This window comes from Flavobacterium sp. AG291, from assembly GCF_003350375.1.
Classification (GTDB): domain Bacteria; phylum Bacteroidota; class Bacteroidia; order Flavobacteriales; family Flavobacteriaceae; genus Flavobacterium; species Flavobacterium suzhouense.
On sequence record NZ_QQAR01000004.1, the window covers coordinates 87621 to 113635 of the forward strand.

A 26015-nucleotide genomic window follows, 5' to 3' on the forward strand; every position below is an offset into this window, starting at 1 on the left:
GCATAAATATAAATACTTTACCATAATTAAAACCTACAAGGTTTCAAAAACCTTGCAGGTTGGCTAAACTTTGTAACTTTGCCGCTCTGAAACTTTGCAACTTAAAAAATGAGAAAAATAAAACTGATATGGGATTTCCGTGGTGAAGCCGGAGCCAAAACTGCCGAACACCACGAGATACACCTTAAAGAATATATCGTCATAGAAAAACTACCACTTAACATCACTGGATTTGATATCCTGTCTGATATGCATGCCATTGCGTGGATGGTTGTGACTGATGAGCACATGATACAGGTAAGAGATGCATTGAAGCCGCATAGAGGAGAGCTTTACGAGGTATAGTGTTCAGTGTTCAGTGTTCAGTGTTCAGTGTTCAGTGTTCAGTGTTCAGTGTTCAGTGGAAAACAGTAAACTTCAATCTCATATTGTATAAAAACAAAAAATCCTGAATTGCTTCAGGATTTTCTTTTATATTTTTTTCGTGTGTGTGTGTGTGTGTGTGTGTGTGTTTCAAACTGTAAACTGTGACTGCGACTGAATACTAATTCGCTACTTCACTGATAAACTTAATACGCATTAGTCGTAGCTCTTCGGTATCATAATCGCCATCAAATTCTTTTAAAGCGTCTTTGATGCTGTCGGATTCTGACTCCATGTAGTAATCATGGATTTCCTCCTGCTGATCCTCATCAAGGATATCATCTATCCAGTAACTGATATTCAGCTTTGTTCCTGAATAAACAATCTGCTCCATTTCTTTAAGCAGCGCATCCATATCAAGTCCTTTAGCCTTAGCAATATCATTCAGCGATAGCTTTCTGTCAATATTCTGGATGATGTATAACTTAAGTCCTGAATTGGCTCCTGTAGATTTTACTACAAGATCATCCGGTCTCATGATGTCATTATCTTCAACATAACGCGCAATCAGTTCAACGAAGTCCTTACCATATTTCTTGGCTTTACCCTCACCTACTCCGTGTACGTTACCCAACTCATCGATACTAATAGGATATTTAAGTGCCATATCTTCCAGCGAAGGATCCTGAAAGACCACAAACGGAGGTACCCCTAGTTTTTTTGCCACTTTTTTACGAAGCTCTTTCAGCATCCCCATAAGCACTTCATCAGAAGTTCCTGAAGATTTAGCCGCCGTAACGGTAGCCTCCTCCTCATTCTCGTTATAATCATGATCTTCACTCATCATGAACGATTTTGGATTCTTTATAAAGTCCTCACCTTCGGCAGTAAGCTTCAGTACACCATAGGTCTCAATATCTTTAGAAAGATAGCCCTCTACAAGCACCTGACGTATAAGCGCCATCCAGTATTTTTCGTCATGGTCAGAACCGGAACCAAAATACGATTGCGAATCGGTCTTATGCGCTTTTATAACGGCATTGATCTTACCTATAAGGGTAAAGATAACTTCTTTGGATTTATACAGCTGATTGATATTTTTTACCACTTTCAGCAATGTCACTACCTGATCCTGAGCTTCAACTTTTTTCTTAGGATTACGAACATTGTCATCCATATCGGCACCTTCGCCATTTACCTCGTCAAATTCCTCACCAAAATAGTGCAGCAGGAATTTACGTCGCGACATCGAAGTTTCGGCATAAGCCACAACTTCCTGAAGCAGTGCAAAACCTATCTCCTGTTCTGCTACCGGTTTGCCCGACATAAATTTCTCAAGCTTTTCGATATCCTTATAAGAGTAGTAAGCCAAACAGTGGCCTTCACCGCCATCACGTCCGGCTCGTCCGGTTTCCTGATAGTAGCTCTCTAATGATTTAGGGATATCATGGTGTATTACAAAACGAACATCCGGTTTATCGATACCCATACCAAAGGCAATGGTAGCCACCACCACATCAACATCTTCCATAAGGAACATGTCCTGATGTTTGGCGCGGGTTTTGGCGTCAAGGCCGGCATGATACGGTACGGCACTAATGCCATTTACCTGTAATACCTGTGCTATCTCTTCTACCTTTTTACGGCTCAGACAGTAGATAACACCCGATTTTCCTTTATGCTGACGAATAAAACGAATAATATCCGATTCAACGTTCTTGGTTTTGGTACGAACCTCATAAAACAGGTTGGCCCTGTTAAACGATGCTTTAAAAGTATTCGCATCGGTCATTTCGAGGTTTTTCAGGATATCTTCCTGTACTTTAGGCGTAGCAGTAGCTGTAAGCCCTATAACAGGTACATCGCCCAACTGGCGAATAATACTCCTCAGGTTACGGTATTCCGGACGGAAGTCGTGCCCCCATTCCGATATACAGTGAGCTTCATCTATGGCTACGAACGAAAGCGGTACGCTTTGCAGGAAACTGACATATTCTTCTTTTGTCAGTGATTCCGGAGCAACATAAAGCAATTTCGTCAATCCCGAAGAGATGTCCTTCTTAACCTGATTAATTTCTGTCTTAGTAAGCGAGGAATTAAGTACGTGTGCAATACCGGGCTCAGATGAAAGGCTCCTGATGGCATCCACCTGGTTTTTCATAAGCGCGATAAGGGGAGAAACTACGATTGCAGTTCCGTCAAGTGCCAGCGCAGGCAATTGGTAACATAATGATTTACCGCCACCTGTAGGCATAATAACAAATGTGTTGTGGCCTGAAATAATACTCTTTACAACATCTTCCTGAAGGCCCTTGAATTTGTTAAAACCAAAATATTTTTTTAACTCTTTGTGCAAGTCAATTTCGGTCGATTTCATTATTTATTAATAGTAATTTACATAAATTTGCAGAACATAAAGATACAAAAATCTTTAACACGCACAACTTTTTAAACATTTCACAAGTTTGATAAATAGAGACGCAATATTGGCTTCGGCCAAAAAAACTATACTTTCTGAAAGTGAGAGCATTGCTAACCTGGTACAATTCGTTGATGATGATTTTGCCAAAGCAGCCGAGATAATTTACAACAGTAAAGGAAGGCTTGTAGTTACCGGAATCGGCAAGAGTGCCATCATTGCTCAAAAAATTGTTGCAACCCTTAATTCTACAGGAACACCATCAATATTCCTTCATGCTGCCGAAGCCATTCATGGCGATTTAGGCATGGTACAGCCCGGCGATGTGGTTATCTGCATTTCAAAAAGCGGAAACAGTCCTGAAATTAAAGTATTGGTTCCTTTGTTAAAACGTTTTGGCAATATTCTTATTGCAATGACGGCCAATAAATCTTCTTTCCTTGGAAAAGAATCCGACTATTTACTTAATGCGTATGTAGAGTCAGAGGCTTGTCCTAACAACCTTGCCCCTACCAACAGTACAACCGCACAGCTTGTATTGGGCGATGCACTTGCCGTTTGTCTTATGGAGATGCGTGATTTCAGGAGCGAGGACTTTGCAAAATACCATCCGGGTGGTGCATTGGGCAAAAAGCTGTTGCTTCGTGTAGGTGATATGCTCGACGGTACACACAAGCCACAGGTTAGCCCTGATTGCAGCATTAAAAAAGCTATTGTGGAGATTTCAGAAAAAAGACTTGGTGTTACTGCAGTAATCGAAAACGAAAAGATCGTTGGTATCATTACCGACGGAGACATCCGAAGAATGCTGAATGACAGGGATAATATTGCAGGAGTAACCGCAGCGGATATCATGACCCGCAACCCAAAAACAATAAAAAGTACTGACATGGCTGCCGATGCCCTTAATACCATGGAGAATCATTCCATCACCCAGCTTGTGGTAGCCGATAATGGCGAGTATAAAGGCATACTGCACTTACATGATATCTTAAAAGAAGGAATAGTATAATGGCTAAACAAAAGAATAATGCTGGTGAAATGTCATTCCTGGGCCACCTGGAAGAACTGCGCTGGCTATTGGTAAGAAGCTCTGCTGGTATTATAATCGGAGGATGTATTGCCTTTGCTTTTAGTAGTTTTATCTTCGATCAGATTATATTCGCTCCTGTAAAAGGTGACTTTATAACCTACCGAATTTTTTGCGACCTTGCTAATAAATACGATCTCGATAAAAGCTTTTGTATTCAGGAGCTACCTTTTGAGATACAGAGTAGAACAATGGATGGCCAGTTTACCACTGACATCTGGACATCAATAACTGCAGGTTTCATCCTGGCTTTCCCTTTTATCCTTTGGCAGTTCTGGAAATTTATCAGCCCGGCCTTATACGATAAGGAGAAAAAATATGCTGTTGGCTTTATTGTCATGACATCATTGCTTTTCTTTATAGGCGTAATTTTTGGACATTACCTAATTACACCATTGTCCTTAAACTTCCTGGCCAACTACAAGATTAGTGACGTAGTTAAGAATGATATCGACCTGGATTCGTATCTTAGTCTTGTAAAAACAACAGCAATATCGTGCGGACTGGTATTTGAAATGCCAATAATCATGTACTTCCTTTCTAAAATAGGACTGGTTTCGGCAAATTTCCTTCGCACATACAGAAAATATGCAATTGTTGTCATACTGATCATTGCTGCTATAGTTACCCCTCCCGATGTGGTGAGCCAGACTATAGTATCGATACCACTACTTATCCTTTATGAGGTAAGTATCTTTATCGCGGCACGAATCGAAAAAAACAAAGCAAAAATAGAAAAGGCAGAAAACAATGGCTGATATAGTAAAAGAATTCAACGAGTACCGCCAAAAAATGAACGAAAAGCTCCTGGCGGACGACAATAAGGTCATCAAACGTATTTTTAACCTTGACACCAATGCCTATATGGAAGGTGCACTTGACGTAAAAACCAAAGAGCTTTTAGGCCTTGTGGCTTCTGTAGTTCTTCGTTGTGATGATTGCGTAAAATACCACCTGGAAACCTGCCACAAAGAAGGACTTACCAAAGCCGAGGTAATGGAAGCTTTAAGTATCGGCACGCTTGTTGGTGGTACTATTGTTATCCCTCACCTGCGCAGGGCTTACGAATTTTGGGAAGCGCTTGATGAGAGTGCAGGCAACACAACTGTTTAATACAGGACATACATGAAACTAAGAGCAGAGAATTTAATAAAGACATATAAAGGGCGAAGTGTTGTAAAAGGCATCTCGGTAGAAGTTAATCAGGGTGAGATCGTTGGACTTTTGGGTCCAAACGGTGCCGGAAAAACAACCTCGTTCTATATGATTGTTGGGCTTGTAAAACCTAACAGCGGCAAGATTTTCCTTGATAAGACCGAGATTACCGATTTTCCGATGTATAAACGTGCACAGCACGGCATTGGCTACCTTGCACAGGAAGCTTCGGTATTCAGAAAGCTAAGCATTGAAGACAACATCCTGAGCGTGCTGCAGCTTACCAACCTGTCTAAAAAAGAACAGGAAGCAAAAATGGAAGCACTTATCGATGAGTTCTCGTTACAGCACATCCGTACTAATCGTGGTGACCTGCTTTCGGGCGGTGAGCGCCGTCGTACCGAGATTGCACGCGCACTGGCTACCGACCCGAAGTTTATCCTTTTAGATGAGCCTTTTGCAGGAGTTGACCCGGTTGCCGTTGAAGACATTCAGCGTATCGTTGCACAGCTAAAAGACAAAAACATCGGTATCCTGATAACAGATCACAACGTACAGGAAACCCTTGCCATTACCGAAAAGAGTTACCTTATGTTTGAAGGAGGTATCCTGAAGGCGGGAGTACCTGAAGACTTGGTTCAGGATGAGATGGTACGTAAGGTATACCTTGGGCAAAACTTTGAGCTTCGACGCAAGAAACTGGATTTCCACAAGGAGCCTAAAGCTTCGGAGATTCCAGATGAAGAGAAATTTTAAATACTATATACAGCGCGGTTCATCCGCGCTTTTTTATTGCCGATAATTATGATACGATTACTACGAACCGACTCTACCAATGCTGACTTCCAAAAACTGGTAAAAAGCCTTGACGCGTATCTTGCCGATCGCGATGGTGACGATCATGCCTTTTATGATCAGTACAATAAAATTGACACCATAAAGAATGTTATTGTTGCATATGAAAACGAAACGGCAGTAGGCTGCGGCGCTTTTAAAGAATATGAAAAAGGTACGGCAGAAATAAAAAGAATGTTCGTTCCCGAAGACAAACGTGGACAGGGAATCGCCTCAAAAATGCTTTCAGAACTCGAAAAATGGGCTCTGGAAGAGGAATTCCAAAAATGTATACTGGAAACCGTAGCCGATTCCGGAGCTGTAATACTCTATAAAAAAAGCGGTTACAAAATAATCCCGAACTATGGGCAATATGCCGGAATGGAGAAAAGCTGCTGTATGGAGAAAATCTTAAAATAATTGAAAAATACCCATTATTGGGTATTTTTTTTAGATGGACGCTTACCTACTTTTGAAAAACAAACCAACCAACAAATTACAATCCAATCAACCAATTTTACACGCCAAAACAAAAAAGCATTCCACCCAACCGGAATGCTTTTTTTTATTTACAGAGATGTCTTAACTCCTCCATATTTCCATTATAGATATCCACATCTATCATCCCTTTAATACCTTTCAGTTCGCCTTTATCAGTAAACTGCCAGATAAGCCAGTCGTTGCGTATCTCATCCTCAAAAAAACTGTAGCTTGCCACCCAAAGGTCGTAGCCTTCAAATTCTTCTTTAAGAAAATCGGTATAAAAACTCTCACCACTATATATTATCGGTTTCATGCCATAATGACCTTCTACCTTATCAAGCCAGCGTTTTAAACCCACCTGAAGACTATCCAGACTTTGCCCATTCGGTATCTTTTCTATATCCAGCACCGGAGGCAGATCGCCTTTAGAAAGCGTCACATTCTTTATAAAATTATCGGCTTGTTTTAATGAGTTCTCATCCGGACGATAGTAATGATAGGCACCCCGAAGATAGCCCTGATCTTTGGCTCTAATCCAATTGTTTTTGAATTCACTATCAACCTTATTCTTTCCGGCTGTAGCGCGAACAAATACAAAGCCCAAAGGAAACTCATCATTATTATTCCTTAGCGTTTCCCAGTCAATCTTATCCTGATATTGTGACACATCAATCCCAAAGACCTTTTCCTTATGACGCTCTACAATCTCATAGATACGAAGGTTTTCAATCTTACGTTCTTCCTTAGATAATGCTTCTACACGTTTATCGGTTTTAAAGCCGAGCCAGTATAAAAACCCATGACGGTACTGGTAGGCCATTGCTACCAAAAAGCCACAAAACAACAAAAGGGCAGAATACTTAAGTATCGTGCCCTGAGTTATTTTTTTAGATTTTTTTCTTGATTTCGTCCTCCTTACAGGTTTAGACGGCTGGCGCTTCATATATTATTTCGCGTCAGGTTTAGCAAGGAACATATTATTTATTACCGACAATAACACATACGATAGGATGATTAGCGGAATACCTATATACTGAAAGAAGAAGAGCAACAATACTGACAGTATCAGGAATATGAATTGTATTTTATTGGTTTCCCAGTTAAAGTATTTAACCTTAAGTGAGAATAACGGAATTACAGCATTAAGCATAAAAGCACTAAGCACTGATATACCCACAAGCACATACGGATTGCTAAGCATATCGAACACAAGACCTGTTCCGTCAGAATGAGCCTCAATAACCGGAAGGCTCAATATAAATAAAGCATTAGCAGGTGTTGGCAAACCAATGAAAGAATCTGTCTGACGGGTATCTACATTAAATTTAGCCAACCTGTAGCATGAACCTAACGTAATGATAAAACCGGCATAAGGCAATAGCCCAAGATAAAGATTATCTGAACTCAGGTTATATTCTCCCTGGTACTCGGCGATATCCGAAAGCATCTTGTAAACTACCATTCCGGGCACAACACCACTTGTTACCATATCGGCCAGCGAGTCCAGCTGAAGCCCGATGGCACTCTGCACTTTTAATATCCTGGCAAAGAATCCATCCCAAAAATCAAAGAATATACCTATGAAGACCCATACGAACGCCATTTGATAATGTCCGTCGAAAGTATAGATAAGTGCTACAAGTCCGGCTGCAAGATTACACAGCGTAATAAGATTAGGAATATGATTCTTAAATGCCATAGTGGGTTTTATTTTTTATAAGCACAAAGTTAACACAATAAGTTAATAGAAATGGAGTTTAGTAATTGAGAATTTTATGTCATATTTGCACAAAATAACAGCATTGAGAAAGATATTTTTTGTTTTAACTTTATCACTTTCCTTTTTTACTTATAGCCAGACAGTTAGAAAGTACTCCAATGAATTCATGAATATTGGTGTAGACGCAGCTGCCCTAGGCATGAGCAATGCTGTTACGGGCCATACGGCCGATGTAAATTCAGGATACTGGAATCCAGCAGGGCTTGTAAACGTTGAAGACAAGCAGCTTGCTCTGATGCATGCCAGCTACTTTGCTAATATTGCCCAATATGACTATGCTGCCTTTGCTATGCCGATAGATAATCAAAGTGCATTTGGTATTTCAATAATTCGTTTTGGTGTAGATGACATTCTTAATACTACCCAGCTTATTGACAGTGAAGGAAACATTGACTACAACCGCATAAGCCTGTTCTCTGCTGCCGATTATGGCGTAACAATATCCTATTCACGTAAACTTCCGTTGGACGGTTTTAACTGGGGTGTTAATGCAAAGGTAATCCGCAGGACCATAGGCGAGTTCGCTAACTCATGGGGATTTGGTTTTGACTTAGGTTTCCAATATGAATCAAAAAACGAATGGAAAATCGGATTGATGCTTCGCGATATCACCACCACTTATAACGTTTGGCAGATTGATGAGGAAGCTTACAACACAATAAAAGACGCTGTACCGGGAGAAAACCAGGAATTACCCGAAACAACTGAGATCACTCTTCCTAAAGCTCAGTTTGGGGTTTCTAAAAAATTCATCTTCCATTATGACTATAGCCTTTTGGCAGCTGCCAACCTGAATATACAGTTTGCGCAAACCAACGACATTATCTCTACTGAGGCAGTGAGTATTGATCCTGCAGTTGGTTTCGAATTTGGTTATATAGACCTTGCTTTTTTAAGGGCTGGTGTGGGTAACTTTCAAAACCTGAAAGACATTGACGGAAAAAGTTCATTAAGCTTTCAGCCTAATATTGGGCTAGGTTTCAAATACAAAGGTATCGAAGTAGATTATGCCCTCACCGACATTGGCGACCAGAGTGCTGCCCTGTATTCTAACATATTTTCCCTTAAAGTTGATTTAGGAATTTTCAGAAGATAACATCATGCAAAACATTAGAGTTTTAACTACTTTATTATTCACACTTTTAGTAACTGTTAAGACTTTTGCTCAGACTCCTCTGTCTCCACAAGCAGAAATAAGTTTATTAACCTGCGGTCCCGGCAAAGAATTGTATTCTGTTTTTGGACACACTGCCATAAGAGTATATGATCCCGCCAACCGATTTGATGTTGTATACAACTTTGGAACCTTTGATTTTGACACTCCTAACTTTTACCCAAAATTTGTAAAAGGCGATTTGCAGTATTTTGCCTCAGCAAGCTCTTATGAAGATTTTGTATATACTTATCAGTATTACAACAGAGATGTTTTTTCTCAGGAACTAAACCTTACCCATCAGCAAAAGCAAGCTATCGCAGATGAACTTGCCGCTATATTAGGAAGCGACAAACGTTTTTATACTTACAAGTTCATACATCGCAACTGCACGACTATGGTTGCAGACATCATAAATAAACATCTGCCGGAAAAAATATCGCTGAAGAATTCAGATAGCGGAATGACTTACAGGGAGATCATCCATAAAAGGCTTGACGGGATGTTTATTGAAGATTTAGGCATAAACATTGCCTTTGGCGCTCCTACTGACAAAACTTCTGAAAAGCTATTCCTTCCCGATGAACTTTTGCAAGGTGTAAACAACACCACCACAGCATCAGGACCGCTGGCAAAATCTACAGAAACAGTTTTTAAAGCCACTATAGAAAAACAGTCTTTTAGCTTTAATAGCATTTATGTTTTTGGAATAGCGTGCTTACTACTATTGCCTCTTACCGGAAAAAAACTGTTTCAACGCTCATTTTTAGCCATTTTTGGGCTCTTAGGTGTCTTTCTAAGCTTTTTAGGAATGTATTCATTACATACAGAACTAATATACAATTACAATGCATTATTATTTAACCCTTTGTTCCTAATATTGCTATATTTTATTTTCAGCAATAAACAAAAAGCGATTATAATTACTTCTTACACGTGTTTAGCGCTACTTGGACTATATATACTATTAACACTGAATAAACCTCATCTACTCTCCTTGTTACCTTTAATCGCGTTAAGCGCAATAACACTAACAAGGATTATTCTGAGAGCTAAAAAGAATTAATACAACTATCATAAAAAAAGAGAGAGCAGTTATAATTTAACTGCTCTCTCTTTTTTTGTCCCCTTATGAAGTCTTTTTATCTAATAGCTCATAAGTAGAGTTCATACTTATGTATTCAGGCACTATAAGTTTCATTCTTGCAACAACCTCTTCTGCATTATAATTATTTGCAGACTCTATCAAATCAGAAAGATTAAGCTTTAGGCTATCGAAATTCTCGTATTCTTCCTGAGCAATCATAATTTTCTCATGATGGGTAGGCAGCGTTTTAGAAGTATCATTAAGCAATTCTTCATAAAGCTTTTCCCCAGGTCGCAATCCTACAATCTTGATAGCTATATCTTTCTCAGGCACATAACCTGCAAGCATAATCATTTTTTTAGCAAGATCGATAATCTTAACCGGCTTACCCATATCAAAAATATAAATCTCACCACCTTTTCCCATAGCACCGGCCTCAAGCACCAGCTGACAAGCTTCAGGAATGGTCATAAAATAACGGATGATATCAGGATGCGTAAGTGTAATTGGCCCACCATTCTCAATTTGCTTAGTAAAAAGAGGCACTACAGATCCATTAGAACCTAACACATTACCAAAACGTGTAGTAATGAATTTGGTTCGGCAATTACCATCTTGCATAAGGATATTATTATGCAGCGATTGCACAAATTTTTCAGCAATACGTTTGCTGGCCCCCATTACGTTGCTTGGATTTACGGCCTTATCTGTAGACACCATAACAAAGCTGTCAGCATTATACTCACAAGCCAGTTCAGCTACATTCTTAGTACCCTGAACGTTTACAAAAATCGCCTGAGATGGATTTTCCTCCATTAAAGGCACGTGCTTGTAAGCTGCAGCATGATAAACTACCTCAGGCCTGAAGCGTTCAAATATCTTATCAATTGCAATTTTATCCCTAACATCGGCAATAATGCTGTATATTTCAGAATTACAATCATATTTACTCATTTCAAGGCTTAAATGATGTAATGGCGTTTCAGCCTGATCCAGCATTACAATAATAGCAGGATTAAATTGTATAACCTGTCTTACTATCTCACTTCCGATAGAACCCGCAGCACCTGTAATAAGAACCGTCTTTCCTTTTAGCTGTGATGAAATGGATTTATTATCCAAAACAATCGGTTTCCTCTCAAGCAAATCCTGAATCTGGAAATTCTTAACCTTTTTAGATATTTCCTTCTGGTCCTCCCAGTCAGATATAAGTGGTACCGTATATACTTTGTAGTTAAACTCAAGACATTCGTCAACCAAAGCAAGTTTTTCTTCTTTCGAAAGGCTTTTATCAGCAATTACAAGAGCTTCAGCATTAAATATCCTCATTAAAACCGAAACCTTCTTCTTGTGTTGAAGTATCGGAAGCCCCAATATCATTTTTGATTTGTTATGGCTTGATTTATCTATGAATCCAACAATCTTAAAACGAGCAGGAAGTTCTGATTTAAGAGCATTAGCTACAGCTATAGCATTAGCATCTGATCCATAAATAATAGCTCTGACAAGCTTTTGATTATTAAAATTAAAATAATTCTCAAATAACTGCTTTACCATGACCCTATATAGAAAAAGGCAGCTAAAAGAAAAAATTGCATTTATCAGTATTCCAATATTAAGATAAAGCAAATGACCTGTAATATTATCAAAAAGAGTATTGATAGACAGTAGTAAGAACGCAGTAGTAAACTGAGAGAAGAAAATCTTTACTGCATCTATATAAGATGAGTGTCTGATAATACCGGCATATGTCCTAAATGCACGGAACGACATTATACTTACTATAATATATACAGGTATACTTATAGACAGATTTTCCTGCTTTATATAAACAAGCCCGGTACGATATATCAGGTAATAAGACACTAAGCCAGTAAAGGCTACGACAATAACATCAAGCACTAGGATAATCCAACGAGGCATATATCCTAAACTCTGTAAAGATTCCCATATTTTGTGGGAACTCATTTTCTTTTTCTCACTCACAGTAACATCAAATTATCAGTCACAAATTCTGCCAGCCCTCCATTTAAACCAAAAATACTGTAAAAAAGATACAGCTAAACATTTTTTCATACGAATTTAACTATTCGTTTGAGAATAAAAAGAGATAACCAAGATTGATAATTCAAAAAATTAGGTTAATATAGCAGGTTTGATTTGCACTACAAATGTAAATAAAGTATTGTTGTTATTTTAAAAAAGAACGCTTTTTATATTCAATAAGACAAAATTAACAACAATCTAATATCATAAAAATAACATCACCTTAATCAAGATAATATCTACAGAGCTTTCACTCCTCAATCATAATCTATTTTCTTTTTTACATTTTTACGGATAGAAATATAGGCTCCTGACATAATCAAAAGCATTATCAGCATAGTTACAGGTGTCATTATATCCACAGAAATCATGTAAAAAACTAACATATTGATCATAAGCTGTACAAAAGCATATAAAAGCGAAACCGTTATATGAGACCATTTCAGTTCATTAGCCAGATATTGATATAAATGACTTCTATGAGCCTGAAAAATATTTTCTTTATTTTTTAACCTATACAAAATGGTTATAACAGCATCAATACCATACACACTAAAAAAAAGTATATAAGCCGATTTTTGGGTCTCGAATATAACTTTTATCATAAAATAGGCAAGGAATAATGCCATACTTACACTACCCGCATCTCCGGCAAAAGTTTTTGCCTTTTTCCTTACATTAAAAAAAGCAAACACTAAACAGGATAATCCCATTACAATAATCAGATTTATTGAAGAACTGTCTTTGTAAATCCAGCCAAAAGAACCTATTGCTACAAGAGCGTAGAGTACAGTAATACCATTAATCCCATCCATGAAATTAAAGGCATTAATCCATCCGATAGCAAGGATATAAATTATCAGAATTAAAAACAATAATTCGGAATTAAGCATGCCAACATCATAAAGTACCAGTGTTACAGCTATAAGATGCGAACCTATTCTTGGAAGTTGATGCAGTGGTTTTATATCATCTATAAAGCTTATTGCTCCCACCAATACTACCGCCGCAGTAACAGCAACTGAAGCATCCCCAAATATACAGGCTAAGAGCATTGCCAAAGGAAATATCACGCCTCCTCCCCTTAATGTTATCGATGTATGAGATGACCTATGATTCGGTTTATCTATAATATTATAATGGTCTGCAATCTTAAAGTAGATTAACTCTAAGGCAAAAAAAGTTATCAATATTATTATATAATGCATTATTCAGTAATAGCTGTTTGTTAGTTAAGATTTTTCTCTTTTGAAAGGAAATCTAAAACTGGTTCAGGATTCCAATTTAAGATTTTTCTCGCCTTAGTATCATTAAAAGTAAGGTCAGAAATTATTTTTTTCACCTTCAGTGAAGTAATTGGTGCTTTATCTCCGAGCAAATCTCCAAATTTGCCCATAATTTTAGCGATTACCAAAGGCAGATTAAAGCTTTTCTTTTTAGAAATAGCATAGCTAAGATCACTAAATGCAGGATGGACACCATCAGTAAGATTATAAACCCCTCCAACCGATGCTGCCAAGGGGATAAATGAGGCAACATCTTTAATTAAAACCATACTCTTTCTGGCTCTTCCGCCTGCTATATTAAAATAGTAGCCTTTGTCAATAGCTTTTATCATTGTTCCAAGATTACCCGGAGGATTTTTACCTACCAGCAAGGGTAAACGCAAAATAGTACATACGATACTATGAGACTTACACCAGTTTAAAACTATGTTTTCGGCTTCAATCTTACTAACCCCATAAGGATCTTTGGCTTCTAATGCATGTTCTTCATTAATATCTGTCCCGGTTTCCTGTCCATATACAGAAACTGAGCTTATAAAAACAAATTCTTTTGGCAAACCTGACATTTCAAGCCCTTTCAGTAAATTTTCAGTTCCGGCAACATTTACTTTATAAAATTCAAGTTTCTCTACTTTGGTTCTGGGAACACTATGCGCTTTTCCGGCAGCATGAATTACTAAATCAAAACTTTGTCCAAAATCAGGAGCACCATCTTCTAAATAAACTTTATATTCTCCCGAAGTTCTCGATAAACTGAAAAGTTTATATTTTTTTGAAATTTCCTGCGCTATAGATTTCCCTAAAAATCCATTTGCTCCTGTTAATAAACATTTCACTTTGGCTAAAATAAATTTAGTACATTATCTTTTTCATAATTCTTCGACGCCTTAAGAGCATTAACTCCTTTTTCTGACACTTCGTTTGATTTTCCTGGCAACCCTTTTAAAAAAGAAAGAATCTCAGACTCTTTAGCCCAGGTAAAAGACCATCCACAATCATATTTTTTTACATAAGTATCAATTTCTGAATTATGATCTCCGATATAAAAAAGAGGCTTTCCAGCTGCCAAAAGATTATATGTTTTAGAAGGTACGCCGAGTCCCTTCATTCCATCTATTAAAGTTACCACACCTATATCACAGGCATTCAAAAATAAATTCTGTTCCATTCTTGGTTTAGGCCCCAGGTAATGGACAGGTTGTAAATCCTCATACTTTATCTTCTTCTGGATTTCACTCCTAAGTGCGCCATCTCCAATAATTACCAAAGCAAGATCCGGATTTGCAGCACGGGTAAATAAATCAATAAACTCAAGAACCCCCTGGACCCTACCTAAATTTCCGGCAAAACCAAAAACGACCTTATTATCTACATTTACGCCCAAATATTCTGACATATTAAAATCAGTTATAGGGTGTATATCATTATCAGACCAATTTGGTATAACATCTATTCGGCCAGCTTTAGGAGCAATTTTTCTCTCCAAGAGCTCTTTCATATCTTCACCTAAAACGATAATCCTGTCAGCTTTTCTATATGACGAATTATAAATCTTACTTAACAGTCTGTACTTAAAGCTATCCTGCTTAATCAATCCGGCCGGTACCAGATTTTCAGGAAAAACGTCATGAACAAGTATTTCGAGTTTAAATCCCTTAATTTTTTTAAGTACAGCAATCGTTATTATAAGAAATGTTGGATTAGTCGTCAAAAAAACCTCATCCCTTTTCTTAACTTTAACCAATATTGCCCAACTCATTTTTAGAGTCAGGAGAAGCAATCTTAAAATTCTCTGTATAATTTTGTTCTTATCCAAAGAAGGTAAATCTATCCTATGGATTTTAACTCTGCTGTCTAATTCCTTTTTTTGGGTATTGTATGACTTTTCATATCCTGAAGGACCACATATAACATTTACCTCCCCTTTATCAATCTTCTTCAGCGCAATGTCTGTAAGTATCTGCGCTGTAGAAACTTCATCCGGGTAAAACAACTCCGAAATAATCCAATTCATAGTATCTCCGGTATTATTGTTCGCTCCAAACAGTTCGTTTAATATAATCGGTATAGCTCAGGATAATACGAACCATTTTCTCAGATACATTTGGCATCGAATAATCAGCAACAGGCCTAAAATTTCTTTCTGCACCAGTCTTCTGATATTGCAACTGAACAAGTCCCTGCATAATTCTCTCAGGATTGTTCCCTACCATCATAACCGATGCCTCTTCCATAGCTTCTGGCCTTTCATGTGCCTCACGAATGTTTAACGCCCTAAAGTTAAGCACTGATGATTCTTCAGAAATAGTACCACTATCAGACAGTACCGCAAAAGACCTCATCTGCAATGCATTGTAATCATTAAAACCAAGCGGCTTTAAGAATTTTACATTAGGATGCATTGCTATATTTTTCTTTTCTATCATGTTACGTGTACGCGGATGTGTACTTACAATAACAGGATAGTTATATTTTTCGGCGATAAGGTTAAAGCTTTCCATCAACCTTGTAAAATTCCTGTCGCTACTTATGTTCTCTTCTCGGTGGGCAGAAACCACAAAGAATTTACCTTCTTCAAGCTCAAGTCGTTCAAGAATATCAGAAGCTTTAATTTCCTGCATATAATGATTCAGAACTTCAAACATTGGCGAACCGGTTTTGATGATCCTGTCTGCAGGTAGTCCTTCTCTTAAAAGATATTCACGTGCTATATCACTATAAGTAAGATTGATATCACTAACATGGTCAACAATTTTTCTGTTGGTTTCTTCCGGCACTCTTTGGTCAAAACAGCGGTTACCCGCTTCCATATGGAAAATCGGGATATGACGTTTTTTCGCAGGGATTGCACAAAGGCAGCTATTAGTATCACCAAGCACTAAAAAAGCATCAGGATTTTCAGTTTCCAGCAACGGGTCTATTTTAATTAAAATCTGACCTACTGTTTCAGTAGCTGTTGCTCCTGCTGCATTTAAAAAATGATCCGGTTTTCTGATTCCTAAATCTTCAAAAAAGATCTGATTAAGTTCGTAATCATAATTTTGCCCTGTATGCACAATTATATGTTCTATCGCATCAGAAGCATCTAAAGCAGCCATTACCCTTGATAGCCTGATTATTTCAGGTCGGGTACCTACCACAGTCATCACTTTTAATTTTAATCTCATATCTTCAACAGCTAAGCTGATTATTTACAATTAAACATTTTCAAAATAAGTATCAGGATCATTCGGATCAAAGAATTCATTAATCCAGAAATTGGTATATAAAACCTCATCCCCTATATTCTTAATATTATGCGTATACCAAATAGGCATATCCACATACGACGGCTCATCACCATCAAGATAAAAATCGAGCACCTCATCGGTACCTATCTTTCTAAGCTGAATAAGAGCTTTTCCTTTAATAACAGCAAAACGCTCTATCTTTCTTGTGTGATAATGGTTACCACGTGTTATTCCGGGAACTGTAGTAGAAAAAGAAACCTGTCCCCCTACCCCTAAACGTATTACCTCAACAAAACTACCTCTTGGATCAGTGTGTTGGGTAAATTTAACCGGAAAATAATTTTTTATATCGATGTAGCACCTGTACGTATTAAACAGGTTCAATTCAAATGTATTATTTATAGCAGGAATTTCTCCCCTGTCCTGATACACTTCTTTATAATCATTAAGAAGTCTCAGCACTTCTGAAACCTTAGCTTCGGCTGTATGTGGCATTATATACAGCGCTTCATTAGCTTTTGTTCTTATTTTGCTGATAATTTCCGAAACTACTTCACCTACGTAAATCAGTTTCATGTCACCATCAACATCTATCTTAGGTGTACCTCCATTGGCAACAAGATGACAAAAAGTAGCCACTACAGAATTATACATTGGTTTACCAAAAGGACCAAAAACATTAGGTATTATAAGCCCAGTAAAAGTAGCTCCTGCTTTGGCTGCCCAGGCAGCTAATAATTCCCTGCCTTCTTTTTTTGACTGCCCGTATAAATTATCGCGTTCTTCCTGAGAAGATGAAGACATCAGCACATGAGCGGTACTTCCTGTACGTTCTAAAGAAGCTACAAGCTTTTTTACAAGATCAATATTGGTATTATAGATAACCTGAGCATCTTCATGACGGTTCATTGCGGCTAGATGAACTATTACATCACAGCCTGAAACAAAATCGTCAAGTTGATTATTATTATCAAGATATTCTCTTTTGAAATCGATACGGGAAAATTCCTCAGGGAACAATCCTAATGTATTGTACAAATGGCTCCCCACAAAACCTGCCTGACCTGTAATTCCAATCTTTAACATATTAAGCAGCTATTTTATTTGTTTGTATCAAAATATCCGGCATCATACCGGTATTCATCCTTAATCTCTCCTAGACCATAGTCGGCCATAACCAACAATTTTGCTTTATCAGTCAAAGCTTTAATGCTACTTATATAACCTGCAGGTATATGGAGTACGTCAAGCGTTTCTGAACTAATTTTAAAAATATGCTGTTCAAGATTTACAGATGGCGATTCCCAATTATCGACAGCGATAAGTTTTATCTCAAAGCTACCGTTAGCAGCACTAAACCACCTTTGTTCAATTTTATGACCCTGCCACGCTCTGATAAAATCAGCATCCCTGTTTTCTATAAAATATAATCTTTTTATTGCCGAAGCATTAAAGTTATTATTGTAATACAATACACCCCTGTCGTCAGAATGAGCATTGCCTTTTATGATTTGAGGTAACATATTAACCAGGGTATTGCGCTACATCCTCACCCAATACTTCCTTGCGGATAAGAGGAAGTTTTAATAGCAGTTTCTTCATTCCTTCTACATCCTGCTGAGTGGTATTATGCGAATGATAATCTTCAATCAGGGAAATATCCTGCTCTCCTTCTGAGAAATACTGAGCATAATTCAAATCCCTGTTATCAGCAGGAATTCTGTAGAATTCGCCCATATCCTCTGCCTTTATCATCTCTTCACGAGTACACAAAGTCTCATATAATTTTTCACCATGGCGTGTACCAATAATCTTCACCAGATTATCAGCTTTAAACAATTCTTTAAGAGCAACGGCCAAATCTCCAATGGTTCCTGCAGGCGCTTTATTTACAAACAAGTCTCCAGGATTTCCATGCTCAAAAGCGAAAAGCACTAATTCCACCGCCTCTTCAAGAGACATAAGAAAACGGGTCATATTAGGATCAGTAATAGTTAGGTCTTTACCGGCTTTTATCTGGTTAACAAAAAGAGGTATAACAGAACCTCTGGAAGCCATGACATTACCATAACGGGTAAGGCACACAGTAGTTTCGTCCGCATTTCTTGAGGCAGCTATGGCTACCTTTTCCATAAGAGCTTTAGAGATACCCATTGCATTGATAGGGTATGCTGCCTTATCAGTACTAAGACAGATCACTTTTTTTACTTTGTGTACAACTGCAGCATCTATAACGTTTTGGGTACCTATAACGTTAGTCTTTGTAGCCTCCATTGGGAAAAATTCGCATGAAGGTACCTGTTTAAGGGCTGCTGCATGAAATACATAATCAACACCTCTCATTGCACGCTCAACACTCGCATAATCGCGAACGTCACCGATGTAGAATTTCAGCTTATCGCTTTGCAGCAGGTTACGCATATCATCCTGTTTTTTTTCATCGCGAGAAAAAATACGGATTTCGCTAAAGTGGTCGGTGTGCAGAAAACGCTGCAAAACAGCGTTCCCGAAAGAACCTGTACCTCCAGTGATTAAGAGGGTTTTATTTTTGATTTGCATGGCTGGTTTATATTATTTTATACAATAGGCTGCTACGCATATTATATAATTCCCTTTCGGGATATGTTTTATATTATAACGAATTGGCTTTGCCTACAATTTAAAGTAAGTCTTTATCAGCTCTCTCTTTTCTTCGTTATTAGGATAATTGATCAAAACGCCTTTAAGCTTTCCTTTGTAAACAAATCGGCTTCCGGCTGCAGCTCCAATAATTCCAAACTTCTCGATAAGCTTACCTATGTCTTCCAGACTTCCGGCTCCCCCTAACACAGTCATTGGAAGTATAGTTGTTTTTCTTGCTTTTTCAACTAATGCAAGATCATAACCTTTCATCATGCCGTCTTCATCAATATTATTGATTACAATTTCTCCGGCACCCAGATCCTGGAACTTCTCAATAAGCTCAAATGGGTTTTTGCCAACGCTTTTGGTTCCGTTATGGGTATAAACTTCATACCCTCCAAAAAGCTTCTTTTTAACATCCAGAACAACCACTACAGATTGTGCTCCTACCTTGTTAGAAAGCTCTGTAATCAATTCCGGGCTTTTAAACGCCGCAGCGCTAAGAGCAATTTTTTCAACACCAAGCGAAAAAATCTGTTGGGCCTCTTCCACCTTAGTAATACCTCCGCCATAACAAAGCGGCATACGGCATTCTTCGGCAAAATTCTCAATCATCTTAAAATTAGGGCCTCTACCATTTACAGTAGCAGAGATATCAAAGACTGCCAGCTCATCAACTTCTTTTTCATTAAAAATCCTAACCGCATTCATGGGATCTCCTAAATAGCGTGGCTCCTTGAATTTTGTGGTTTTTACTAAACCATTATCCTTAATTAAAAGACTGGCAATTATACGGGGCCTTAACATAATTCAGCAAAATTTTTAAGTAATTGAATTCCATACTTATGGCTTTTTTCAGGGTGAAACTGAACGCCATATACATTATTATGATTAGCGGCACAGGTAAAATTACCACCATAATTTGTAGTAGCAATTATATCGTTGGGGTTATCACACACAAAATAATATGAATGCAAAAAATAAAACTGTGCATCATTTTCCAGTCCCGTAAGTATGGGCGTATTTCTTTCAGATTTGATATCATTCCATCCCATATGCGGCAATGGAAGTTTAGTCTGGCCCACGGCCAGATTAGAATCAAACTTTTTCACCTCAGCATCTATCCAGCCTAAACCCGGCAAATTACCTTCATCACTGCGTTTGGCCATCATCTGCATACCTACACAAATACCTACCACAGGTGTTTTTTCCTGGACAACCAAATGGTTAATCTTATCAACCATACCGGAATCCTGAAATCGGGTCATGGCATAATCAAAATGGCCCACGCCCGGCAGTATTATTTTTGTAACGTCTGCCAATTCACTCTCCTTGCTAACTGTTTTGACAGGGATATTCAGCTGTTTATAGATATTTCTAAAAGCACTGATGTTGCCTACGCCATAATCAATAATCCCAACCATTATTTGAAAGCTCTTTTTTCCAAACCTAACAGCTGCATAACTTTTGTGCCAAGCTGAATCAGTTTGTAATTATTTTTATAATCTTTAAAAGTCTTATTAGGCCCGTTAAAATAGCCCCATAATTCTTCTGTAGTAAAATCAAGTTTCTTTGCTACATATTCAAACTCTTTCATTAATTCATCTTCCGGTAGTTCAGGCCTTGAAATACGATCTAAAACCTGGTCTCTGTCTGCCTGTCCGGTCAAAATTAAACTTGAAAGGTGATTTTTTCTTTTATCAAACCCAAACTTCCTTGGAAGCCAGAAAGACTCATAAAACCTTGTAAACCTTGACTCATGGTGTTTATGCTGATATCCCTGCCATCCATAAAGATCCTTAAGCAGTTTTTCAGCATCCTTCTTAACGAACGGAACGTAATCAAGTGGCTTTACAACACGAACTCCATGTACTAATCTGTACAGGATTTTATATTTGAATATATCACATCTTGGGAAAGTTTCGAATTTCCTTTCACCAAACTTTTTATGGATATCGTTTACATATACCATATCGGTTTGGTAGTATGCTCCCCATGCCAGTGGCTCGCGCACGCATTCTGTAGAGAAGTTACCTCCTGTAATAATGTATTTATGGCCATTTTTTGCAGCATAATTGTATAATGCCGAAAAGAATACTAAATCCTGAGGAGTATCAATATCCGGAACCTGAGATTTTATAAAAGCACGCTGAAGGTCTTTCATTTCTTCCCAGTTTACAACTTCTGTATACAAATCTACACCTAAGCCATCCATTAATTTTTGGATATTGTGGGTAGAAACGTCAGAATTCCAGCCTGCATCAACGTGAAAAAACAAAGGACGAAGACCAAATTCTTTAACCGCAACGTGGGCAAGGTAACTACTGTCAAGCCCCCCGCTAATCCCGATCATACAGTCGTAATCTTTGTTCTTACCATCAGCTTTTACCTTATCTATAACTTTCATGATCTCAGCACGCCCTTTTTCGTCTGTGTGCCAGTTAGGAAGTATCGTATCATAATAATTATGACAGTAGTCACACATTCCTTTATCATCAAAAATGATAGTCTCATCAGTACTATCCATTACGCAATTAACGCAAACCTGTATACTTTTTTTATTATCCATCTTTTCTATCAACAACAGTATGACTAATTTTTCTTAATTATATTGTTTTTAATTATGTTGTTACCACTTTCTGTCCTAAAGGCAATATCTTCATCTTTTAATGGGGTATTGCTTCTTCTTACAATAGTATTATCTGCAAAAATATTATTTTTTATCTTATTTTCTATTTTCTGCTCCTTACCCGAAGTTCCTTTGAAGTATAATATTTCTTTTTCTGAATCAAAGGTATTATTAATTATTTTTAAATTCTGTCCTGTCTCTAAATTTAAATAGGTCGATATTTTCCATTGCTTTTTTATATAATCAAGTCCGGTATTTTCAAAATATCCTCTTAAAACTACAGCCCCAATATTTTCAAAATAATTGCTTTCAATATCTCCATTGCTTACATTTATAAAATAAGCCCCTGATTTGACTGTGTTTTTTATGGTGTTATTCCTGAACTTAAAATTAAAACTGTAGTCATTAACAAAACCATACATTCCGGAGCCGTCTATTAAATTATTTTCAACGATAGCATTTATGGCTCCGCTTATGGCTATTGCTCCGGCGCCCAACGTTTCGCTTTTATCAGAATTTCTCAGGGTATTGTACAATTTATTTTCGCTTACTTTAGAATCCATTGATTTCATCAGATAGATTCCCATACCTTTAACAGTAGTTTTTTCTCCAACCTGACCAATATTTCTAATCGTATTTCCTTTCACGATAGTCCCGCTGAGCGAAACATCTGTATACGCAGATTCGTAGGCAACAATACCATAAGAGAGGCAATTAGAAATCTCATTGCCGGAAAAGGTATTATTTCTTCCATGCCCAATAATTCCGGCTCCTATCTCAAGTACATCTCCCCCGTCAATAACATTATTGGAAATGGTATTGTTTTCATGAAAGTAACCGTCTCCTGAATATCCCAGCATAATTCCGGCTTCATCTCCTCCTTGACTTAAATTAATCGCAGGCTTAAAGATACGGTTATTCTCAACTATATTATTTTTACAGCCTTTCCTGCTGTAAGATAAAAATATCGGAAGCCCGCTAATGCCACTAAATTCAGAATTTAAAATTTTACAATTTTCTGTATCAGACAGCTGAACCCCAAAACCGTTATAAAAAGTATCTGTTGATTGGTTATTCCCAATGAATTTTCCATTTTTAACGATACAGTTATTATGAACAATTAAAAGTATGCCATTAATATTTGATACCGATTTTAATTGTGACTTTTTAGTAAAAAAAAGCATTGTGTTATTTCTTCTTGTAACTAATGTTTTACCAACAACAAATTTTCCGTCTAAAATTATTTTCAAATATTTGCCGCCCTTGTTATCTAATGCTTTTTGTATTGCCGAAAAATCATCATAAGATGGTTTCAGTGTAATAGACAAGGTATCGCCTCTACGCCTGTTCTGGGAAAAGGCTAAAGTGCTCATGCAGATTAAAAGAAAAAATATCAGTTTTTTCGGATTCATACTTAGTTAGAAGACAAAATATTTTTATACAATTTTATATACTTATCAAAACAATTATTCTTGTTGAAATAAGTCGAAACCCTTTCTATACAACTTTCGGAATAATGTTGCTTACCGTTTTTTACAACCTCACTGATTGCTCCCATTAATGCACTTTCATTACCCTTTTCAACTACTATCCCGGTTTCCTCCGTAACAGACTCCACACTTCCGCCGGTATTAAATGTTATAACAGGCGTTCCGCATGCCATAGATTCAAGATTAGTAGTAGGAAAAGAGTCTTCGTAAGTTGGATTTACAAATACATCAGCAGTAGAATACAATGCCACTAACTCATGTAAATTTGTAGTTCTTTCTATTCCTAAAATTTTATCCGGCAGATTTTTGATCTGCTTTGCTGACAATCCAACCAAAACGATTTGCTCATCATCGCCTAATTGTTCGCTTATGTTGCAAAAAACCTGAAGCCCTTTTTTCTCAGACCAGGGACTTGCAACACCTAAAATGATTTTTTTATTTTCTAAATTATACTTTCTTCTAAAATCTCCTGTATCAACAGGTTTATATACATTTACGTCAACACCATTCTGAACTACATAACATGGTATATCAGAGAGGAATGATTCTTTGACCTGATCTTTTATCCAGTTAGAAACCGCAACAATGCTCATGTTTGCAACCGATCGGAACAACTCCTTTTTTTTGTCATAATTATCATAAGAATTATCCACGAAACTCTGCGGATATTCAGACAATTGCGGACATTTAGAGCAATGTTTTTTCCATTTATCACAACCTATGAAATCATAATGTGCGCAATGCCCCGTAAAAGACCAACAATCATGAAAAGTCCATACAACAGGTATATTCTTATTTTGAAGATAGCTGAAGAGTACCTCTATATTTATATAATAGCCATGCAAATGATGCAGATGGATAATATCCGGATTTACATCATCAATATACTGAACCAGTTTTTTAGTAGCCTGCTTTGACCCAAAACCATGCTTATCAGTTAGCCTGGTATAAACACCATGCATCAATAAGTCTTTATGGGTACCTATTTTGTAGGCGACGGATTTACTCTCCTTTGCTTCTCTTCCGTATGCTATGTAACTTTCCCAGCCTTCAGCCAGGATCAAATCTCCTATTTGCTCAGATACTCTTCCTACTGAACCAACATTCAGCTCACTTGAGATTTGCAGAATTTTTACATTCATTTAGCTTTTTATTGAATGAAAGCGTTCATATTCATTAATCATTACATCTGTAAACTGCTGGGCAATTGGAAGATAATCATAATTTTTCAATATATTCTCTCTAGAATTATTCCTGTAAGTCTCTAATTCTCCCTTATCCATTGTTACAAATTGCATAATCTTAGACCTGAAATCCTGCATATCCTGATCAGCAAAAATTAACCCTTTTTTATTAGATGCCCTTTCAACATTTATCTCATTTTCTTCTAAAACTACCGGAAGTGCACACGACTGCACCTCAAAATAGCTCATGCTGCATTGCCTAGGGAAAACAGCGATATCGGCAAGCTTATAAAATTTCTCCAGGTCAGAATAGGTTTGAGTAGGAAACCTGCTTATCAGGTTTTCAGATCTGGCCAGGGTTTCATCTACCTGACGCCCATAATCATTATCTGAAGTTGTGCTTACAATTACAAATCTTAATTTTTTATTTTCAGGTACTTCAAACTTTTTCTCTAGTGTTTCGGCAAGAAAAATACCTCCCTTATGAACATCGAGTTTACCGGCATAAAGTACAATGAATTCATCATCACCAAAGCCCAATTCTTTCCTGTAGCGGGACTTGTCCTCTGCATCAGGCTTAAAATAATCGGTATCCGTCCCAAAAGACAGAAGATGGGTTTTTTCTAATGGAATTCCGAAATGTTTTTCAACAAAATCAGAACCAACAACCCTAATTAAAGGAATATTATTTTTCAGGATAATTGGCGTAATAAATCTTCTGAAAAATTTCCTGAATTGCGCACTAAATTTATTAACCGAAGCCATTTCCAGCATATGGCAATCCAGTACATATGGCATTTTCATGCTTTTGTAAGACATCAGCAACTTCATTCCCGTAAGGGTGTCTTCACCGTGAATAAACAAAACATCAGGATTTAGTTTTTTAAGGAATTTATGCAATCCTAATTTAAAGATAGCCCTGCTGCTATACCAGCCATAAGTGGGATATCTTAAAATTCTCACGCCAGTTTCCTGAAAATATTTTTCGTCTTTTTCTTTTATATTTTCTTTTCCAAAAAAGCTAACCAAAAAATCCGGAACATGTTCCAGTTCAGAAGTCACAATAATAACCTCATGCCCCTGTTTAACCTGTAATCTTCCAAGAAGGTTAAGCTGGTATCCTGCATTTGGATGAACAAAATCCTCTACGTGTACAAATCTCAT

The 26015-nt window shown here is 37.4% G+C and carries 25 protein-coding genes; 8 read left to right on the forward strand and 17 right to left on the reverse strand.

Annotation, left to right across the window (positions count from 1 at the left end; all coding sequences use genetic code 11):
• The first annotated feature begins 108 nt into the window (after window positions 1-108).
• Window positions 109-345, forward strand: coding sequence for a hypothetical protein (locus DEU42_RS06035; protein WP_114757390.1), 237 nt, complete (start codon window positions 109-111; stop codon window positions 343-345).
• A 199-nt stretch (window positions 346-544) separates the two neighbouring features.
• Here the strand turns inward: DEU42_RS06035 and recQ are convergent, their stop codons facing one another.
• Window positions 545-2740, reverse strand: coding sequence for a DNA helicase RecQ (gene recQ / locus DEU42_RS06040; RefSeq protein WP_114757391.1), 2196 nt, complete (start codon window positions 2738-2740; stop codon window positions 545-547).
• 88 nt (window positions 2741-2828) lie between these two features.
• Between recQ and DEU42_RS06045 the strand changes: the two genes are divergently transcribed.
• Genes DEU42_RS06045 through DEU42_RS06065 form a run of 5 tightly spaced genes read left to right on the forward strand, consistent with a single transcriptional unit; the run spans window position 2829 to window position 6281 of the window.
• Window positions 2829-3794: an SIS domain-containing protein gene (locus tag DEU42_RS06045; RefSeq protein ID WP_199509060.1), complete on the forward strand. Its 966-nt coding sequence runs from the start codon at window positions 2829-2831 to the stop codon at window positions 3792-3794.
• Window positions 3794-4630, forward strand: a complete 837-nt coding sequence (gene tatC, locus DEU42_RS06050; RefSeq protein WP_233506629.1) for a twin-arginine translocase subunit TatC — start codon at window positions 3794-3796, stop codon at window positions 4628-4630. Before DEU42_RS06045 ends, tatC begins: the two co-directional genes overlap by 1 nt.
• Window positions 4623-4985 (forward strand): carboxymuconolactone decarboxylase family protein, encoded by a 363-nt coding sequence (locus tag DEU42_RS06055; RefSeq protein WP_114757392.1) that lies wholly within the window; start codon window positions 4623-4625, stop codon window positions 4983-4985. The genes tatC and DEU42_RS06055 overlap by 8 nt, the downstream gene beginning before the upstream one ends.
• A gap of 12 nt (window positions 4986-4997) precedes the next feature.
• Window positions 4998-5783, forward strand: coding sequence for an LPS export ABC transporter ATP-binding protein (gene lptB / locus DEU42_RS06060; protein WP_114757393.1), 786 nt, complete (start codon window positions 4998-5000; stop codon window positions 5781-5783).
• Between the two features lie 48 nt (window positions 5784-5831).
• Window positions 5832-6281, forward strand: coding sequence for a GNAT family N-acetyltransferase (locus DEU42_RS06065; protein WP_199509061.1), 450 nt, complete (start codon window positions 5832-5834; stop codon window positions 6279-6281).
• 145 nt (window positions 6282-6426) lie between these two features.
• Here DEU42_RS06065 and DEU42_RS06070 read toward each other — a convergent pair whose 3' ends face one another.
• Together DEU42_RS06070 and DEU42_RS06075 are read right to left on the reverse strand one after the other, a co-directional pair.
• Window positions 6427-7287, reverse strand: coding sequence for a glycoside hydrolase family 25 protein (locus DEU42_RS06070; protein WP_114757394.1), 861 nt, complete (start codon window positions 7285-7287; stop codon window positions 6427-6429).
• Window positions 7288-7290: 3 nt separating this feature from the next.
• Window positions 7291-8043 carry a CDP-alcohol phosphatidyltransferase family protein gene (locus DEU42_RS06075; protein WP_114757395.1) on the reverse strand — a complete coding sequence of 251 codons (753 nt, stop codon included), beginning with the start codon at window positions 8041-8043 and terminating at the stop codon, window positions 7291-7293.
• A gap of 187 nt (window positions 8044-8230) precedes the next feature.
• Between DEU42_RS06075 and DEU42_RS06080 the strand changes: the two genes are divergently transcribed.
• Both DEU42_RS06080 and DEU42_RS06085 read left to right on the forward strand, forming a co-directional pair.
• The gene (locus tag DEU42_RS06080) at window positions 8231-9220 is read left to right on the forward strand and encodes a PorV/PorQ family protein (protein ID WP_114757396.1); all 990 of its coding nucleotides are present in this window, start codon (window positions 8231-8233) and stop codon (window positions 9218-9220) included.
• 4 nt (window positions 9221-9224) lie between these two features.
• Entirely contained in the window at window positions 9225-10343 is a 1119-nt protein-coding gene (locus DEU42_RS06085; protein WP_114757397.1) for a DUF4105 domain-containing protein, read from the forward strand.
• A gap of 63 nt (window positions 10344-10406) precedes the next feature.
• Here DEU42_RS06085 and DEU42_RS06090 read toward each other — a convergent pair whose 3' ends face one another.
• From DEU42_RS06090 to DEU42_RS06155, 14 genes are all read right to left on the reverse strand, one after another.
• Window positions 10407-12332, reverse strand: coding sequence for a polysaccharide biosynthesis protein (locus tag DEU42_RS06090; protein ID WP_114757398.1), 1926 nt, complete (start codon window positions 12330-12332; stop codon window positions 10407-10409).
• Between the two features lie 335 nt (window positions 12333-12667).
• Window positions 12668-13618 (reverse strand): MraY family glycosyltransferase, encoded by a 951-nt coding sequence (locus DEU42_RS06095; protein ID WP_114757399.1) that lies wholly within the window; start codon window positions 13616-13618, stop codon window positions 12668-12670.
• Between the two features lie 20 nt (window positions 13619-13638).
• Window positions 13639-14532 carry an NAD-dependent epimerase/dehydratase family protein gene (locus tag DEU42_RS06100; protein ID WP_114757400.1) on the reverse strand — a complete coding sequence of 298 codons (894 nt, stop codon included), beginning with the start codon at window positions 14530-14532 and terminating at the stop codon, window positions 13639-13641.
• Between the two features lie 5 nt (window positions 14533-14537).
• The gene (locus DEU42_RS06105) at window positions 14538-15710 is read right to left on the reverse strand and encodes a glycosyltransferase family 4 protein (protein WP_114757401.1); all 1173 of its coding nucleotides are present in this window, start codon (window positions 15708-15710) and stop codon (window positions 14538-14540) included.
• A 13-nt stretch (window positions 15711-15723) separates the two neighbouring features.
• Entirely contained in the window at window positions 15724-16863 is a 1140-nt protein-coding gene (wecB, locus tag DEU42_RS06110; RefSeq protein ID WP_114757402.1) for a non-hydrolyzing UDP-N-acetylglucosamine 2-epimerase, read from the reverse strand.
• A gap of 30 nt (window positions 16864-16893) precedes the next feature.
• Window positions 16894-18012 carry an NAD-dependent epimerase/dehydratase family protein gene (locus tag DEU42_RS06115; protein WP_114757403.1) on the reverse strand — a complete coding sequence of 373 codons (1119 nt, stop codon included), beginning with the start codon at window positions 18010-18012 and terminating at the stop codon, window positions 16894-16896.
• Window positions 18013-18026: 14 nt separating this feature from the next.
• Window positions 18027-18449: a sugar epimerase gene (locus tag DEU42_RS06120; protein ID WP_114757404.1), complete on the reverse strand. Its 423-nt coding sequence runs from the start codon at window positions 18447-18449 to the stop codon at window positions 18027-18029.
• A gap of 1 nt (window position 18450) precedes the next feature.
• On the reverse strand, window positions 18451-19485 hold the full coding sequence (locus DEU42_RS06125; protein WP_114757405.1) for a polysaccharide biosynthesis protein: 1035 nt from the start codon (window positions 19483-19485) through the stop codon (window positions 18451-18453).
• A gap of 93 nt (window positions 19486-19578) precedes the next feature.
• Window positions 19579-20355: an AglZ/HisF2 family acetamidino modification protein gene (locus DEU42_RS06130; RefSeq protein ID WP_114757406.1), complete on the reverse strand. Its 777-nt coding sequence runs from the start codon at window positions 20353-20355 to the stop codon at window positions 19579-19581.
• Window positions 20349-20972: an imidazole glycerol phosphate synthase subunit HisH gene (hisH, locus tag DEU42_RS06135; protein ID WP_114757407.1), complete on the reverse strand. Its 624-nt coding sequence runs from the start codon at window positions 20970-20972 to the stop codon at window positions 20349-20351. The genes DEU42_RS06130 and hisH overlap by 7 nt, the downstream gene beginning before the upstream one ends.
• Entirely contained in the window at window positions 20972-22117 is a 1146-nt protein-coding gene (locus tag DEU42_RS06140) for an N-acetyl sugar amidotransferase (protein ID WP_114757408.1), read from the reverse strand. Before DEU42_RS06140 ends, hisH begins: the two co-directional genes overlap by 1 nt.
• Window positions 22118-22140: 23 nt before the next feature.
• A complete protein-coding gene (locus tag DEU42_RS06145) occupies window positions 22141-23589 on the reverse strand; it encodes a right-handed parallel beta-helix repeat-containing protein (protein WP_114757409.1) in 1449 nt (482 codons plus the stop codon).
• Between the two features lie 2 nt (window positions 23590-23591).
• A complete protein-coding gene (locus DEU42_RS06150) occupies window positions 23592-24809 on the reverse strand; it encodes a glycosyltransferase (RefSeq protein WP_114757410.1) in 1218 nt (405 codons plus the stop codon).
• Entirely contained in the window at window positions 24810-26015 is a 1206-nt protein-coding gene (locus DEU42_RS06155; RefSeq protein WP_114757411.1) for a glycosyltransferase family 4 protein, read from the reverse strand.

Excerpts from the sequence above, each read along its gene's own strand:
- DEU42_RS06035 (WP_114757390.1), top strand. The coding sequence starts at position 109 with ATGAGAAAAATAAAACTGATATGGGATTTCCGTGGTGAAGCCGGAGCC.
- recQ (WP_114757391.1), bottom strand. The coding sequence starts at position 2,740 with ATGAAATCGACCGAAATTGACTTGCACAAAGAGTTAAAAAAATATTTT.
- tatC (WP_233506629.1), top strand. The coding sequence starts at position 3,794 with ATGGCTAAACAAAAGAATAATGCTGGTGAAATGTCATTCCTGGGCCAC.
- DEU42_RS06055 (WP_114757392.1), top strand. The coding sequence starts at position 4,623 with ATGGCTGATATAGTAAAAGAATTCAACGAGTACCGCCAAAAAATGAAC.
- lptB (WP_114757393.1), top strand. The coding sequence starts at position 4,998 with ATGAAACTAAGAGCAGAGAATTTAATAAAGACATATAAAGGGCGAAGT.
- DEU42_RS06065 (WP_199509061.1), top strand. The coding sequence starts at position 5,832 with ATGATACGATTACTACGAACCGACTCTACCAATGCTGACTTCCAAAAA.
- DEU42_RS06070 (WP_114757394.1), bottom strand. The coding sequence starts at position 7,287 with ATGAAGCGCCAGCCGTCTAAACCTGTAAGGAGGACGAAATCAAGAAAA.
- DEU42_RS06075 (WP_114757395.1), bottom strand. The coding sequence starts at position 8,043 with ATGGCATTTAAGAATCATATTCCTAATCTTATTACGCTGTGTAATCTT.
- DEU42_RS06080 (WP_114757396.1), top strand. The coding sequence starts at position 8,231 with ATGAATATTGGTGTAGACGCAGCTGCCCTAGGCATGAGCAATGCTGTT.
- DEU42_RS06085 (WP_114757397.1), top strand. The coding sequence starts at position 9,225 with ATGCAAAACATTAGAGTTTTAACTACTTTATTATTCACACTTTTAGTA.
- DEU42_RS06090 (WP_114757398.1), bottom strand. The coding sequence starts at position 12,332 with ATGAGTTCCCACAAAATATGGGAATCTTTACAGAGTTTAGGATATATG.
- DEU42_RS06095 (WP_114757399.1), bottom strand. The coding sequence starts at position 13,618 with ATGCATTATATAATAATATTGATAACTTTTTTTGCCTTAGAGTTAATC.
- DEU42_RS06105 (WP_114757401.1), bottom strand. The coding sequence starts at position 15,710 with ATGAATTGGATTATTTCGGAGTTGTTTTACCCGGATGAAGTTTCTACA.
- wecB (WP_114757402.1), bottom strand. The coding sequence starts at position 16,863 with ATGAGATTAAAATTAAAAGTGATGACTGTGGTAGGTACCCGACCTGAA.
- DEU42_RS06115 (WP_114757403.1), bottom strand. The coding sequence starts at position 18,012 with ATGTTAAAGATTGGAATTACAGGTCAGGCAGGTTTTGTGGGGAGCCAT.
- DEU42_RS06120 (WP_114757404.1), bottom strand. The coding sequence starts at position 18,449 with ATGTTACCTCAAATCATAAAAGGCAATGCTCATTCTGACGACAGGGGT.
- DEU42_RS06125 (WP_114757405.1), bottom strand. The coding sequence starts at position 19,485 with ATGCAAATCAAAAATAAAACCCTCTTAATCACTGGAGGTACAGGTTCT.
- DEU42_RS06130 (WP_114757406.1), bottom strand. The coding sequence starts at position 20,355 with ATGTTAAGGCCCCGTATAATTGCCAGTCTTTTAATTAAGGATAATGGT.
- hisH (WP_114757407.1), bottom strand. The coding sequence starts at position 20,972 with ATGGTTGGGATTATTGATTATGGCGTAGGCAACATCAGTGCTTTTAGA.
- DEU42_RS06140 (WP_114757408.1), bottom strand. The coding sequence starts at position 22,117 with ATGGATAATAAAAAAAGTATACAGGTTTGCGTTAATTGCGTAATGGAT.
- DEU42_RS06145 (WP_114757409.1), bottom strand. The coding sequence starts at position 23,589 with ATGAATCCGAAAAAACTGATATTTTTTCTTTTAATCTGCATGAGCACT.
- DEU42_RS06150 (WP_114757410.1), bottom strand. The coding sequence starts at position 24,809 with ATGAATGTAAAAATTCTGCAAATCTCAAGTGAGCTGAATGTTGGTTCA.
- DEU42_RS06155 (WP_114757411.1), bottom strand. The coding sequence starts at position 26,015 with ATGAGATTTGTACACGTAGAGGATTTTGTTCATCCAAATGCAGGATAC.